At 63.4% G+C, this 13,476-nt stretch carries 16 protein-coding genes; 7 read left to right on the top strand and 9 right to left on the bottom strand.

Features of this window, described 5'->3' with window-relative positions; genetic code table 11:
- Positions 1 to 40: 40 nt before the first annotated feature.
- On the bottom strand, positions 41 to 685 hold the full coding sequence (locus ACTIFF_RS04860; RefSeq protein ID WP_439535818.1) for a peroxiredoxin: 645 nt from the start codon (positions 683 to 685) through the stop codon (positions 41 to 43).
- A gap of 510 nt (positions 686 to 1,195) precedes the next feature.
- On the opposite strand from ACTIFF_RS04860, the gene ACTIFF_RS04855 reads away from it, so the two are divergent.
- Positions 1,196 to 1,876, top strand: coding sequence for an MBL fold metallo-hydrolase (locus tag ACTIFF_RS04855; RefSeq protein WP_439535817.1), 681 nt, complete (start codon positions 1,196 to 1,198; stop codon positions 1,874 to 1,876).
- A gap of 38 nt (positions 1,877 to 1,914) precedes the next feature.
- On the top strand, positions 1,915 to 2,331 hold the full coding sequence (locus ACTIFF_RS04850; RefSeq protein WP_439535816.1) for a hypothetical protein: 417 nt from the start codon (positions 1,915 to 1,917) through the stop codon (positions 2,329 to 2,331).
- Between the two features lie 43 nt (positions 2,332 to 2,374).
- Here ACTIFF_RS04850 and ACTIFF_RS04845 read toward each other — a convergent pair whose 3' ends face one another.
- From ACTIFF_RS04845 to ACTIFF_RS04810, 8 genes are all read right to left on the bottom strand, one after another.
- Positions 2,375 to 3,112, bottom strand: coding sequence for a type IV toxin-antitoxin system AbiEi family antitoxin domain-containing protein (locus tag ACTIFF_RS04845; RefSeq protein ID WP_439535815.1), 738 nt, complete (start codon positions 3,110 to 3,112; stop codon positions 2,375 to 2,377).
- Between the two features lie 258 nt (positions 3,113 to 3,370).
- A complete protein-coding gene (locus tag ACTIFF_RS04840; protein WP_439535814.1) occupies positions 3,371 to 4,618 on the bottom strand; it encodes a type II restriction endonuclease in 1,248 nt (415 codons plus the stop codon).
- Entirely contained in the window at positions 4,618 to 5,088 is a 471-nt protein-coding gene (locus ACTIFF_RS04835; RefSeq protein ID WP_439535813.1) for a very short patch repair endonuclease, read from the bottom strand. The genes ACTIFF_RS04840 and ACTIFF_RS04835 overlap by 1 nt, the downstream gene beginning before the upstream one ends.
- Before the next feature lie 158 nt (positions 5,089 to 5,246).
- Positions 5,247 to 6,530: a DNA (cytosine-5-)-methyltransferase gene (gene dcm / locus ACTIFF_RS04830; protein WP_439535812.1), complete on the bottom strand. Its 1,284-nt coding sequence runs from the start codon at positions 6,528 to 6,530 to the stop codon at positions 5,247 to 5,249.
- 440 nt (positions 6,531 to 6,970) lie between these two features.
- Positions 6,971 to 7,276, bottom strand: coding sequence for a BrnA antitoxin family protein (locus ACTIFF_RS04825; RefSeq protein ID WP_439535811.1), 306 nt, complete (start codon positions 7,274 to 7,276; stop codon positions 6,971 to 6,973).
- Positions 7,254 to 7,475 (bottom strand): BrnT family toxin, encoded by a 222-nt coding sequence (locus tag ACTIFF_RS04820; RefSeq protein ID WP_439535810.1) that lies wholly within the window; start codon positions 7,473 to 7,475, stop codon positions 7,254 to 7,256. Before ACTIFF_RS04820 ends, ACTIFF_RS04825 begins: the two co-directional genes overlap by 23 nt.
- A gap of 141 nt (positions 7,476 to 7,616) precedes the next feature.
- Positions 7,617 to 8,240: a ubiquinol-cytochrome c reductase iron-sulfur subunit gene (petA, locus tag ACTIFF_RS04815; protein ID WP_439535809.1), complete on the bottom strand. Its 624-nt coding sequence runs from the start codon at positions 8,238 to 8,240 to the stop codon at positions 7,617 to 7,619.
- A 308-nt stretch (positions 8,241 to 8,548) separates the two neighbouring features.
- Entirely contained in the window at positions 8,549 to 9,892 is a 1,344-nt protein-coding gene (locus ACTIFF_RS04810; protein WP_439535808.1) for a sigma-54 interaction domain-containing protein, read from the bottom strand.
- A gap of 172 nt (positions 9,893 to 10,064) precedes the next feature.
- Between ACTIFF_RS04810 and cydP the strand changes: the two genes are divergently transcribed.
- The 5 genes from cydP to ACTIFF_RS04785 are packed head-to-tail and all read left to right on the top strand — an operon-like array spanning position 10,065 to position 13,443.
- Complete coding sequence (cydP, locus tag ACTIFF_RS04805; RefSeq protein ID WP_439535807.1) at positions 10,065 to 10,262, top strand: cytochrome oxidase putative small subunit CydP; 198 nt, start codon at positions 10,065 to 10,067, stop codon at positions 10,260 to 10,262.
- Entirely contained in the window at positions 10,252 to 11,832 is a 1,581-nt protein-coding gene (locus ACTIFF_RS04800) for a cytochrome ubiquinol oxidase subunit I (RefSeq protein ID WP_439535806.1), read from the top strand. Before cydP ends, ACTIFF_RS04800 begins: the two co-directional genes overlap by 11 nt.
- 13 nt (positions 11,833 to 11,845) lie before the next feature.
- A complete protein-coding gene (gene cydB, locus ACTIFF_RS04795) occupies positions 11,846 to 12,985 on the top strand; it encodes a cytochrome d ubiquinol oxidase subunit II (protein WP_439535805.1) in 1,140 nt (379 codons plus the stop codon).
- Between the two features lie 25 nt (positions 12,986 to 13,010).
- Entirely contained in the window at positions 13,011 to 13,172 is a 162-nt protein-coding gene (cydX, locus tag ACTIFF_RS04790; protein WP_373566749.1) for a cytochrome bd-I oxidase subunit CydX, read from the top strand.
- Entirely contained in the window at positions 13,147 to 13,443 is a 297-nt protein-coding gene (locus ACTIFF_RS04785; protein WP_439535804.1) for a cyd operon YbgE family protein, read from the top strand. The genes cydX and ACTIFF_RS04785 overlap by 26 nt, the downstream gene beginning before the upstream one ends.
- The last annotated feature ends 33 nt before the right edge of the window (positions 13,444 to 13,476 follow it).

Here is a 13,476-nt window from a genome sequence, read left to right as displayed (position 1 = left end):
CGGCCACGCCCAATGGCCGGTCGGATACCGGTTTTTTTGCCTACAGTGTCCTGGTCGAGAAGTACCAGTCCACCGTGTCGTAGCCTTCGGATGCGCGCTTTTCGGCGGCTTCGGCGGTTTTCGGCGGCGGCACGATGACCGGCTGGCCCGGACACCAGTTTTCCGGCGTGGCGACGCCATTGGCATCCGAGGTCTGCAGTGCCGTCAGCAGTCGCACGAATTCGTCGATGCTGCGGCCGTTGCTCATCGGGTAATACACCATCGCGCGCAGTACGCCGTTCGGGTCGATGAAGAAGGTGGCGCGCACGGCCTGCGTGTCGGCGGCACCCGGATGCACCATGCCGTAGGCGCGGGCGACGTCCATCTTCAGGTCTTCGATGATCGGAAACGGAATGTCGACGCCGAACTTCTCCTTGATGTTGCGCACCCAGGCGAGGTGGGAGAACAGGCTGTCGATCGACAGGCCCAGCAGTTCGCAGCCCATCCCGGCGAATTTCGGTGCCGCCTTGGCGAAGGCGATGAATTCGGTCGTGCACACCGGCGTGAAGTCGGCCGGGTGCGAAAACAGGATGAGCCACTTGCCGCGGTAGTCCTCCAGCTTGCGGTCACCGTGCGTGGTACGGGCGCTGAAGGCCGGAGCCGGTTCGTTCAGGCGCGGGAAGGTCGATTGCTGGGTGTTGTCCATTTCAGTTCTCCAAGTCTCGAATGCATGTGCCGGTGCGGTGTCGTCTGCCCGGCGGATCAGGTCGGCCACGCAATGCACGGCCGGCATGTCGTGTTATCAAGTTGTGTGCCACCTGTCCGGCTTCGATGAATATTTAGAGAAACCAAATAATTTCAATAACTTGAAGACATTCCCCTGCGCGTGACAAGGGCATTTCAGGCTGCCAGGGCAGCGTGCGGCAGCTGACCTGACTGCCAAACATGGCGCTCGTGCCCGTCATGTCGGGCACGTCTGCCGTGCCACCGCGACTGGCGCATCGAAGCAGGATCGGAACACGTCGACGGCGCGTGCTGCCAACGCCGTCAGTGCGCTGGCAGCCTGGCTGCCAAAGGCAGCCGGATCCGCCGGGTGCTGCCGCATGCGCGGCCCTGCATCCCACTGATTCAATGGGCGTTCTGCTCTGGTGAGCGCGGCTGGCACGACCCTTGATAGGACAGTGCACGACATCCTTCGCGCACTGCCGAGCCCACCGTGTATTTCCACCCGATCGAAGACCCTGACGCCGGCCACATCGGTTATCTGCTGGCTGATGCCGGCTCGCTGGACGCCGTCATCATCGATCCGCCGCCGCGCAGCACCGAACTGCTGCTCGCGCTGCTGGCCGAGCGCCGATTCCGCTTGAGTCATGTGCTGCGCACCCATGTCCATGCCAGCCAACCGCTGAACTGCAGCGCGCTGAGCGAGCTGACCGGTGCCACGCTGGTCATCGCCGATGGCGTCGGCATCAATGCCGCCTGCCCGGCGAAGGTCGAGCGCGCGGTGCACGGCAGCACGCTGGTGTTCGGTCAGGAGGTGCTGCGCGTGCTGGCCACGCCCGGCCACACCGCGCACTGCGTGAGCTATCTGTGGCGTGATCGCCTGTTCTGCGGCGATGCCTTCGATCTGGGGAGTTGCGCCGATGGCGGCGATGACGCCGATGCCGGCCTGCTGTACGACAGCCTGACCTGCCGCCTCTTCATGCTGCCGGAACAGACCCTCGTCTTTCCGGCCCATCCGCTGCGCGGGCGCCGCGTGGCCACGCTGGGCGAACTGCGCCTGCGCAGCGCACCGCTGCTCGCCGGCAGTCGCGACGCCTTCATCACCGACATGACATCCAGACGCGCCGCACTGCTGCGGCACGCGCGTCCTTCGCCGACAGCGAAGCGGCGCTGAAGCGCCACACCTTCCACTCACCACCCGGAGACTCACCCATGAAGAAAGTACTCGTCACCCTCGCACTCGCCACCCTGTCGTCGGTCGCACTGGCCGACAAGCAGGCCGTCACCGTCATCCTCAGTGCCGAAAGCGGCATGACCCAGGGCATGGCCATGGTGCTGGCCAACCAGATGCAGGAACAGGGCGGTCAGGTCGACATCCTGCTGTGCGACAAGGCGGGCGACCTCGCACTGAAGGGCGCCGGCGGCACGCCGCTCAAGCCCAAGGACGTGACGCCCGCGCAATTGCTGGATGCCGCCATGAAGAAGGGCGCGACCGCGTCGGTGTGCGCGATCTATCTGCCGAACACCGGCCACAAGCCGGACATGCTGAAGGACGGCATCGCGCCGGCCAAGCCGGATGCCATGGGTCGTGCGCTGATGGAGCCGAACCGCAAGGTCGTGGCGTTCTGAGCGGCGCGGCGGGCGGTCTGCGACAGGCGGATGTATGCGGTGCTCATGCCTTGAGCACCAGCAGGCCGTCGGCTGATCGGGACACCCAGGGCCGGTCGCCGCCCGTCGGCAGCGTGGCAGGATCGAGCGCGGCCGCCCAGAGCATCGAGGCCTCCCGGCCAAGCTGCAGGCACAGGCGTACGGTCTTGACGCTCGTGCAGCGCTGCAGCAGTTCGCGCAGTACGTCGGCGCGAAGGCTGTAGCTGCTCTCCACGAGTTCGCGCGCCTCCTGCAGAGCTTGGCGCACACCCACGTCGCTCAGCAGTTCCAGCAGCGCGCGTTCAGGCGTCGATACCTGCGGTGCCCCGCTGCGCTTCTCGAACGGGCCAGCGTGCAGCAGAGCGTCGGGCTGTTCGTCGAACAGGCGCTTGCGGTGGTACTCGGCCGGGAAGCGCTCGGTGCACCACTCCGGCAGGCGCCCGGCTGCCCAGCCATATAGTTGCAGCACCGGTTGCTGCGCCACGTACTGACGCACGTCGTACCAGTCCAGCGCCGACTTCCCGCCCACGTGCAGACCGGCGAAGCGGCGCTGCAGCAGCACCAGGCTCGGATGCAGGGCCAGCGCGTCGTTCGGGCGGCAGAACATCCCGCGCGTCAAACGCGTGAGCCAGCCTGCGCGCACGTAGTGCACGGCCAAGTCTGCCGAAATGCCCAGACCCGCCAGGTCGGCTGAGGTCAGGGGCGCTCCGGGCGGCAGGCCGGTATAGAGCGAGTTTAGTTTGCTTGTTCCAGTCGTAGCCATACTGCGATTCAAACACTTTATTCAAATGCCCCGTCAATTTGATATTTTGAGTTGAATCGTAGTCCAGCTGCGGTAGCGATGAACTTTCCAGGCTGGTTGGGCAAGACGTGCTCACGCGTGTTTGCCAATTGTTGGCTTCTGGCTACGAGGCCGCTAAAGCATCCGTGAGCGAGCATGGGGGTGACCGTCCGGCAAGCTTCGCTTCCCGTCAGAGCGCCGATGTTGCGTCTTCGAACCGCGCAAGTTCGCGTATTGCCCTCAGAAAGACTTTGCCCGGATATCAGCCACGAAGTCCCGCAAGCTTTGTATGAACTCGCGCTGCTGGGCGTTATAAGTGGGATGAATTGATTCCGGTACGACCAACTGCAGGTTTGCCGCAGCCATTTCGGCTGTTTGTGCTGTGCTGATTGCCGGTTCAAGTGTTATGAGGTGCTTGTGTTCGATGCGCTCGGCCTCAGCCAGAACCTGTCGCCAGCGATCTTTGCAAGTCGTTTTGGCCCCCAGCATGGTCAGGCGCTCCGCTTGAAATTCTGGATCGTGATATGCGCCGAAGTCCGGAAACATGAAATCAGGTCTGGAATTGTTTTCGGTCACCTTGCCCTTTCCACGAGCTCGCTCGAACTTCAATCCGTTGAACATGAATAGGTGCTCGAGATGCCCCTCGAACGCATGTCCAACACGCGATTTGCGCCGGTTCTGGACGCTCAACGAATATCCGATGAACGCATCAACGTCGTCGCCGTCCTCGCCGAATCCCTGACGCAACCTCTGTTGCACGATGTGGCGCTCATAGATACGAAACAGGAACTCCTCATGATCCATCCACGCCATCAGTGCAGTGTCGGGATCCGCAACAGGATCGAGCTCGCCGCTCAGAGTCTTCCGTGCCAGAGCCGAGAACTCGGTGGTGGCCGGAAAAAACTCGCCGCCAAAGTTCTCGACAAGAAGTTCCAGCCATTGACCGCGTTCATCCTGTTCCCGGGTGACAAGGCCGATATCTTCCAGCAAGAGCCTTACCGGAAGGATCAGTGCAGAAACAGATATCTCACCGCTCCGGAATGAGTCTCCAACAGCACCCAGCCCGAATACAGCTCGCAACTGCGCCTCGACCGTAGATTCCGGAGGACAGAAAACCAATAGCAGCGTCCCGTCTGTGCGTTTTGCAATCAGAAAGAAGTCCCCTTCTGCCAGCTGCGACGTGACGGCATTGGTGGGGTAGTACAGGCGATACTCGAGGGGGCGTTCGGGATCGCGACGCGTTGCGCCGTACCATGTCACGGCGTCTTTGCACATGACAGGCGATTCGTCTGCATCCGACAAGTAGACAAGACTTGCTTCGAAGCGGTTGATCTCGCCCCTTAGCGGCTCCCCGAGGAACTGCTTGAAACCAACTTTTACCAGCCCACCGATCTCGTGCTGGTTCGATCGCTCGGGGCGCGCGTCAACCGCGCTGAGGTGCTTGGCAGCCACGCCTTCGAAGTAATTGGCAATCGAGTCCGAAAACATCAACCCTCCAGCATTCCAGTCTCATTCAGTTCTGCGCTGATTGCCCCACTTCGCAGCCATTCGGATATGAGTGCGATGACGTCCAGTGAAGGCTTCACCTTACCGCCAGCTCTGATCGCGCATTCCCAGACAACCAAGGTCCGCCAGCCTTTTGCTTGCAGACTGGCAAGGTTCCGCGCGTCACGAGCGCGGTTCTCTTCGATCTTCTTCAACCAGAAATCCGTGCGCGTGGTTGGAACCTTGAAATAGCGGCAGTCGTGACCATGCCAGAAGCATCCCATTATCGATATCAACGCCCCGTACTTCGGTAGAACGATATCAGGACTTCCCGGAAGACCCTTGACGTGGAGGCGGTAGCGGAAGCCCTGTGCATGCAGGCCTTTCCGTACAAAAGTCTCGGGGTAGGTATCCTTCGACCGGATACCCGACATCATCCGGCTACGCGTTGCCTTGTCGACAACATCAGCCATGAAGAGTCGCATGAAATGTCAGTTGCATTCGAATAAGCAGAAGGCGACTTACATTCGCGTTGCCCCCAACAAAGGCGGGTTCGATTGCTTGAATCACGAAACACCCCAACGCGAGGAGGCGAACCCTGGAAAGTACGCCTCTGCCTGCATAGGTGACGTCAGGCGTTCTTGAAGCGCAAAGGGAGTTCAGGCTCCTGCCCGTCGGAAGTCAGCGCGGGCTTCATCAGGCTTGCGACATGACGAATCACATCAACAACTACTGAATTTCCGAACTGCTTGTAGGCACGAGTATCCGACACTGGAATCCTGTAGGTATCAGGAAACCCCATCAGCCTTGCGCATTCTCTTGGTGTAAGGCGTCGAGGATTCCGGCCCTCACCCTGCCAGACAAGAATTTCCGAACCATCCTTGTAGTAACGCGCCGACAATGTGCGCGACACACTGTCCGGAAACACCAGTCCGAAGCCGAAGCCATTGCCTTTAGCCTTGTGCTTGTCTGCGTAACGCTGCAGATACGACCACAGCTTGTCCGTGAGCGTGTATTTGTCGGGGACCTTGCAACCCGTGTGATCGAAAAAACGATCACCGTCCGCCTCGATCTCAGGTTCGCTGCCGTCCGTGCGGTGCAGGATGTCACGCATGACCTTGCTGCCCTTGGGCGTCAGTGGGAGCGCATCGAAATCGAAGGCTGAGTTCTCGCGGAATCCGACAATGATGATCCTCTCCCTGTGTTGCGGTGTGAAGTGTGCACCATCGATCACGCGGGTATGGATGAAGTAGCCAAGTTCCTGAAGCGATCTGCGGATGACGTCAAAAGTGCGGCCCTTGTCATGTGACACGAGGTTCTTGACGTTCTCCAGCAGAAAAGCGCGCGGCCTCTTCTCATCGATGATCCGGCATACGTCGAAGAATAATGTTCCTTGCGTTTCGTCGTGGAAGCCGTGCGCCCGCCCGAGTGCGTTCTTTTTGCTTACACCGGCAATCGAAAAAGGCTGGCACGGAAAGCCTGCCAACAATACGTCGTGGTGCGGTATGTCGCCCGCAGCGATCTTGGTTATGTCACCTGCGATGAGATGTCCGTCAGGAAAGTTCTCCGCGTAGGTCTTCTGCGCGTAGGTGTCCCACTCACTTGTAAAGACACAACGTCCGCCGATTCCCTCAAAGGCTGCCCGGATTCCGCCCACTCCCGCAAAGAGATCAATGAAGGTGAACTCGGCGTCATCGGTTTTCGGCATGCCGAACGGAAGGATCAACTGACGCAGGGCATGCGTCAGATAAGGCTTGGGCATCGATTGCCGGGCCTCCCAACGCTGGACGGTTTTGACATTGACGTCCAGATACGAGGCTATGTCAGCTTGTGAATGATGCTGCCGCGCGATTGCGAGGTACCGGTACGCAGCGTCGATGTCGATCTCGAGTCCTGTTCTTAGCTCTGTTGCCATGCTTGCCACCACATTTCATCGCTGGGAATGGTTGCGGACATTACGCCCTGCGAAGCATCCTAGCAATACGCTTGTCTAAGCCCATGAAGTGTATGTATTTACAGCCTTTGCACGGGTGGTGCGGTAGCTCACAGAAGGTGATGAGGCCACACCAGCCCATTGCGCTGGCTCCTCTGTGCTTACATCTGACAGCGATACATCGCCGCTCGGGATAGCCTGTTCTCATCGGGTCGGGAATACCCTGCTCCCGCCCTCCACCCTTGGGGCACTGATCGGTGCGGCGTGCACGCTCGCGTCGGTGCATAGGCGGGCTGCTGCGCTTCGTGTCGCACGAGCGCGGCAAGCAGAATGATGGCTTCGCCGATCACGCCGCGACACGGAGAGCGGCTCGAAGGCCTCTGGGACGACGATCCTCGAAGCGTGCCCTGACCCGCGCCCGATCAGTCTTTTCGGTCGCCGGGGTGCGTTTTCAGCCAATCGCGGAGCGCACTGTTGATACGCGTCTGCCAGCCCACTCCGCCATCCTTGAATGCCTCAAGAATGTCCGCATCCAGGCGAATGTTGACGTGCGCCTTCGGCTGGAGCGTTACGGGTCGTCCTCGCTTGGGCTTCAGCATTTCTTCAGCCACGTCTTCGCCCATCAACTCGGCCAGCACGCTTTTCGCGGGCCGCGCTTTCGCGAACCATTCCTCGGTGGCCTCGGGTGCATCGGCGTCCAGGCGTTCAGGGTCGGGTTTGCGCTTCATAACGAGTCCTTTCGCGTTTGTTGGCCCGGCGCAGGCTGATCACGTGCAGTGCGCCTTCGCGTGGTGTGAACACCAGCATGCACAAGTGCTCATCGATGAAGCCCAGCGCCTGAAAACGCCGCTCCGGGTGCGCTTGCCGAGTGTCCTCGACGATGAGGGCGAGGCTCCAGTCGAACTGTTGGGCAAGCGCGAATGGCATGCCGCGCTCTTGACATTACGCTCACTTTTGGCGGGGTCGTAGGTCAGGCGTACCGATTTGTTGTATCCACAAAAATCGGATTGTCCACTGGGCCTTTGCCCGCCTCGCGACCACTGCCGCGATCGACTTCGGTTCCCGGCTTCAGGCCGCGGTCGCGCCGTCGTCGCCGATCAGCAGCCGCGTATCCGACAGCCACTGGTAGGGCGGCACTTCGAGGTTGGTCGGCGCCGGCTGGTTGCGGAACACGCGTCCTGCGAGGTCGAAGGTCGAGCCGTGGCAGGGGCACAGGAAGCCGCCCGGCCAGTCGTCGCCCAGCCCCGAACTGCTGCCGGTGTCGATCTTTTCGGTCGGCGAGCAGCCGAGGTGGGTGCAGATGCCGATCACCACCAGATAGTCGGCGCGGCGCGCGCGCTCGCGGTTGGCGGCATAGCCGGGCTGCTGGGCTTCGGCCGATGTGGCGTCGGCCAGCCGTGCTTCGTGCCGCTCTAGCGCGGCCAGCATGTCGGGCGTGCGGTGCAGCACCCAAACCGGTTTGCCGCGCCATTCGACGGTCATCATGCTGCCCGGCGCCAGCTTGCTCACGTCGGCTTCGACCGGCGCGCCGGCGGCGCGCGCCCGATCGGACGGCGCGAAGCTGGACAGGAAGGGAACGGCGGTCGCCGCCACGGCAATGGCGCCGACGCCGGTGGTGGCGATCAGCAGGCGGCGGCGGTCGGCGCACATCGCGTGCGGGAGGAGGGTGGGCAGTTCGGTCGTGTGGGTCATGGCACGGGCTCCGGTGAAGCATGCGGAAAAGGACGAAGCCGGCGACCCGGGTCACGGCGGGCATCGGGGCCGCACGCACGGGCTGCGCGAGTCTGGAAGCGCGCGGCCCGCACGGTCGAACGGGGCGCTGCCTGCCCCCGGTTGCCGGTTTCTGTCACGGGACATTCGCAATCCGCGTACCACCCGGTACGCGCACCGCTGCGCGCCGTTTGCGGGCGAAGCACCGGTGGGCATCCACTGCCGCACTGCCAGCGCAGGCAGGGCTGCCTGCCAGCGATGGCGCAGTCGCGCCGCCCGCAGCGCCGGTTTCAGTCCTGCGCAATGCCCAGCGCGCGCAGCCGGCGGTACAGCGTGCGTTCGCTGATGCCGAGCTTGCGGGCGAGGTCGTGGCGGCTGCCGGTGTGGTTGCGCACCACGCGCGCGAGCATCTGACGCTGCGCCTCGTCCAGATCGACCGCGCCCTCGCCCTCCACCGGCAGACCGCCTGTCGCGTCACGGCGGGCAGGGCCGGCGCAGCCGATGCAGATTTCCTCATCGAGATGCTGCGTGCCGATCTCTTCGCCGTCGCACAGCAAGCTGGCGCGTTCCAGCACATTGCGCAGCTCGCGCACATTGCCGGGAAAGGCATAGGCCTGCAGCGCGCGCATGGCCGCCGGCGCCACGGTGAGCCGGCGGCCGGGTGCAACGCGTGCCAGCAACGACTCGACCAGCAGCGGCAGGTCTTCGCGCCGTTCGCGCAGCGGCGGCACGACGATGGGGAAGGCGTTCAGTCGGTAGTACAGGTCCTGCCGGAAGCGGCCTTCGGCAATCATCTGCTTCAGCGGCCGGTGCGTGGCCGACACCAGGCGGACGTCGGCGCGCATCAGTTCGGTGGAGCCGACGCGGCGATAGGTGCCGGTCTCCAGCAGGCGCAGCAGCTTCACCTGCATGGTCAGCGGAATGTCGCCCAGCTCGTCGAGGAACAGCGTGCCGCCGCTGGCCGCCTCGACCAGACCCGCCTTGCGTGCGATGGCGCCGGTGAAGGCGCCCTTCTCGTGGCCGAACAGCTCGCTTTCGAACAGCGTGTCCTGCAGGCCGGAACAATCCACCGCGACGAAGGGGCGGTCGGCGCGCCGGCTGGCGTCGTGCACCGCCTGCGCCACCAGTTCCTTGCCGCTGCCGGATTCGCCCTGCAGCAGCACGCTGGCGTCCGACGGCGCGACCCGCGCCACCAGTTCGAGCATGCGCTGGAAGGCGGGCGCGCGGCCGATCAGGCCGCTGCGTTCGGACACGCCGCGCGCCACCTTCAGCGGCTCCATCTTTTCGATGAACCACGCGATGTCGCCGCTGACGTTGCGCACCGGTGTCAGTTCGATGTTCACGTACTCCTCGCCGCGCGGCGTCTGGTGCAGATGCAGCACGCGTTCGCGCTGCTCCGATTCCAGGCTGCGCGCCAGCGGGCAGGCCTCGCCGGCGCGGTCGCACGGCACGCTGTAGTGGTGCGACACGTCGTAACAGGTGCGCCCGACCACGCTGCGCCCGCCGCCGTACTGCGCGCGGTAGGCCTTGTTGGCGGCGATCACGCGGTAGTCGCGGTCGAACAGGATGTGCGGTTCGGGTGCCAGTTCGATGAAGGACACCAGTTCGGGCAGCGGACGCAGTTCGTCTGACATGGCACTGACAGTTCTGACGTGATCGGGCTGTCAGTCTGTGTCGCTGTCAGCCACAAGGTCAAGCACTGCATGCTGACCAAGATCACAAGCCACTGATCGGCAACATATTTTTCAACACCAGTCCGGGTGGCACGACACTTGATAGGTCATGGCTGTTCAAGCGGAGTGCGCCATGAATCTGGCAGACCGGAAGTTGATGCGTGACATCGTCGTCGTCGTCGTCCTCAAGCTGGTGGTGCTCACCGGCCTGTGGTGGGCCTTCGTCCGCGATGCGCGCGTGACGGTGGATGCCGCAGCGGTCGCCGTCCAGGTGTCAGCGCCGTCCCGCATTGAATTCCCTTCGACCACTGGAGACCGTCATGGTCAGTGAACAACTCGTCGATCTGTCCCGGCTGCAATTCGCGGCCACCGCGATGTACCACTTCCTGTTCGTGCCGCTGACGCTGGGCATGGTCTGGCTGCTGGTCATCATGGAAAGCGCGTATGTCATGACCGGCAATGTGATCTACAAGGACATGACGCGCTTCTGGGGCAAGCTGTTCGGCATCAACTTCGCGCTCGGCGTGACCACCGGCATCACGCTGGAATTCCAGTTCGGCACCAACTGGGCCTACTACTCGCACTACGTCGGCGACATTTTCGGCGCGCCGCTGGCGATCGAGGGGCTGATGGCCTTCTTCCTCGAATCGACCATGATCGGCCTGTTCTTCTTCGGCTGGGATCGCCTCTCGCGCCGCCAGCATCTGCTGGTGACGCTGCTGATGGCCATCGGCACCAATCTGTCGGCGCTGTGGATCCTGATCGCCAATGGCTGGATGCAGAACCCGGTCGGCGCCGAATTCAGTTTCGTCACGATGCGCATGGAATTGACCGACTTCTGGGCTGTGGTGTTCAACCCGGATGCCCAGGCCAAGTTCGTGCATACCGTGTCGGCCGGTTACGTGACCGGTGCCATGTTCGTGCTGTCGATCTCGTCCTGGTATCTGCTGCGCGGTCGCGACACCGAATTCGCCAAGCGCAGCTTCCGCATCGCCGCCGCCTTCGGCTTCGCCTCGGTGTGTTCGGTCATCGTGCTCGGCGACGAATCGGGCTACACGGTGGGCGAGGCGCAACAGACCAAGCTGGCGGCGATGGAAGCGATGTGGGAGACCGAACCCGCGCCGGCCGGCTTCAACGTGATCGCGATTCCGAACGAGGCGGAAATGCGCAATGACTACGCGCTGCACATTCCCTACGTGATGGGCCTCATCGGTACGCGCTCGCTGGACAAGGAGCTGCCGGGACTGAAGGACATCCTGGTCCGCAACCGCGAACGCGTGGTGACCGGCATCGAGGCGGTGAAACTGCTCGACACCCTGCGGGCCCATCCGGAGAACGCCGATGCACGCCTCGCCTTCGACAAGGTGAAGGCCGATCTCGGCTTCGGCCTGCTGCTGAAGAAGTACGTCGCGTCGATGGACGAGGTGACACCGGAACTGATCGACCGAGCCGCCCGCGACACGCTGCCGCGCGTCACCCCCCTGTTCTGGACCTTCCGCATCATGGTCGCACTGGGCTTCGCCATGCTGGCGCTGTTCGGCCTCGCGCTGTGGTCCTCGATCAAGGGTGATTTCGCACAGCGGCCCTGGCTGCTGAAGTGGTCGCTGTGGTTTCTGCCGATGCCGTGGATCGCGTCGGAAATGGGCTGGTTCGTCGCCGAATACGGGCGTCAGCCCTGGACCATCTACGGCGTGCTGCCGACCCACCTGTCGGTATCGACGCTCAGTGTCGAAAGCCTGTACGGCTCGCTGGCCGGCTTCGTCACCTTCTACACCGTGCTGCTCATCGTCGAGATGTACCTGATGGTGAAGTTCGCCCGTCAGGGCCCGGGCAGTCTGGGTACTGGCCGCTACGACCACGAAGCGGCACACGCCACTCCCGCCCCGCCCGCACACGCCTGAACGGAGAACGATCATGTTCGACTACGAAACCCTGAAGATCATCTGGTGGCTGCTGGTCGGCGTGCTGCTGATCGGCTTCGCCATCATGGACGGCCACGACATGGGCGTGGGCACGCTGCTGCCCTTCGCCGGGCGCAGCGACGAAGAACGTCGCGTCATCATCAACACCGTCGGCCCGCACTGGGATGGCAACCAGGTGTGGTTCATCACCGGCGGCGGTGCGATCTTCGCCGCCTGGCCGCTGGTGTACGCCACCGCGTTCAGCGGCTTCTACTGGGCCATGCTGGCCGTGCTGTGGGCGCTGTTCTTCCGCCCGGTCGGCTTCGACTACCGCAGCAAGATCCACAACGCGACCTGGCGCAGCACCTGGGACTGGGGGCTGTTCATCGGCGGTGCGGTGCCGCCACTCATCTTCGGCGTGGCCTTCGGCAACCTTCTGCAGGGCGTGCCCTTCTACTTCGAAAACACGCTGGTGTCGCACTACACAGGCAGCTTCTGGCAGTTGCTCAACCCGTTTGCGCTGCTGTGCGGCGTGGTGAGCACGGCGATGATCACGATGCACGGCGCCATCTATCTGGCGCATCGCACCGAAGGCGACATCCAGCGCCGGGCGCGCACCGCCGCGCTGCTGTTCGGCCTCGTCATGCTGCTGGGTTTCACCGCTGCAGGCATCTGGATTGCAGCGGGCGATTTCGGCTACGCCATCACGTCGGTCGTCGACACGGCGGCTCAGCCCGATCCGTTGGCCAAGACTGTGGTGCGCCAGCCGGGCGCCTGGCTGGCCAACTACGCCGCCGCACCCGCGACCCTCGTCGTGCCTGCGCTGGCCTATGCCGGCGCGATACTGGCCCTGCTGGCCGTGATGCGCGGCCGAACGCTGATCGCCTTCGTCGCCTCGTCGGTCGCCATCACCGGCGTCATCGGCACGGCGGGCGTGTCGATGTTTCCCTTCGTCATGCCGTCCTCCACCGTGCCCGGCGCCAGCCTGACCGTGTGGGATGCGGTGTCCAGCCAGCGCACGCTGGGAATCATGTTCTGGGCCACGCTTCTCTTCATGCCCCTCATCGTCGCCTACACCAGCTGGGCCTACAAGGTGATGGCCGGCAAGGTGACCACGGCGTGGCTGCGCGAGAACGAACATTCGGCCTACTGAGTCCCTGCAATCAAAGGAGATGCACATGTGGTATTTCGCCTGGGTACTGGGCATCGGCTTCGCGGTGCTGCTGGCCATCCTGAACACGCTGTGGGGCGAGAACGAGGCGGCGCGCGAGCAGTCGCGCCTGGATGCCATCCGCGCACGCGGGGAGAACGACCATGGCCGCGACGCACACGCCGGCTGAGCCGGCAGCCGCCGGGTCGATACGACCGCTGCCGCTGCTGGCGGCCATCGCCATCATGCTGGGCATCACCGTCTGGCCGCATGCGCTGGCTGCGCCGGCCGGCGGCGCCGACCACTGGGCGGCGATGGCGCTGTTCTGGGCGATGAGCGCCGGCTTCGTGTCCGGCGTCGGCTTCCGCCCGCGATTCATTCTGTGGCGAGCAGGCTTTTCGGGTCTGGCCTGCTTCACCGGCATCGCGCTTGCCGTGCTGCGCCTGCAGACCCTTTCCTAGAAAGCCATACACGGCAGCATGCCGGGAGGAGAC

Origin of the sequence: Methyloversatilis sp., assembly GCF_051861465.1 — a bacterium.
GTDB lineage: Bacteria > Pseudomonadota > Gammaproteobacteria > Burkholderiales > Rhodocyclaceae > Methyloversatilis.
The sequence above is the reverse complement of the archived record's forward strand: the minus strand, read 5'-3'. Positions and strand labels throughout refer to the sequence as shown.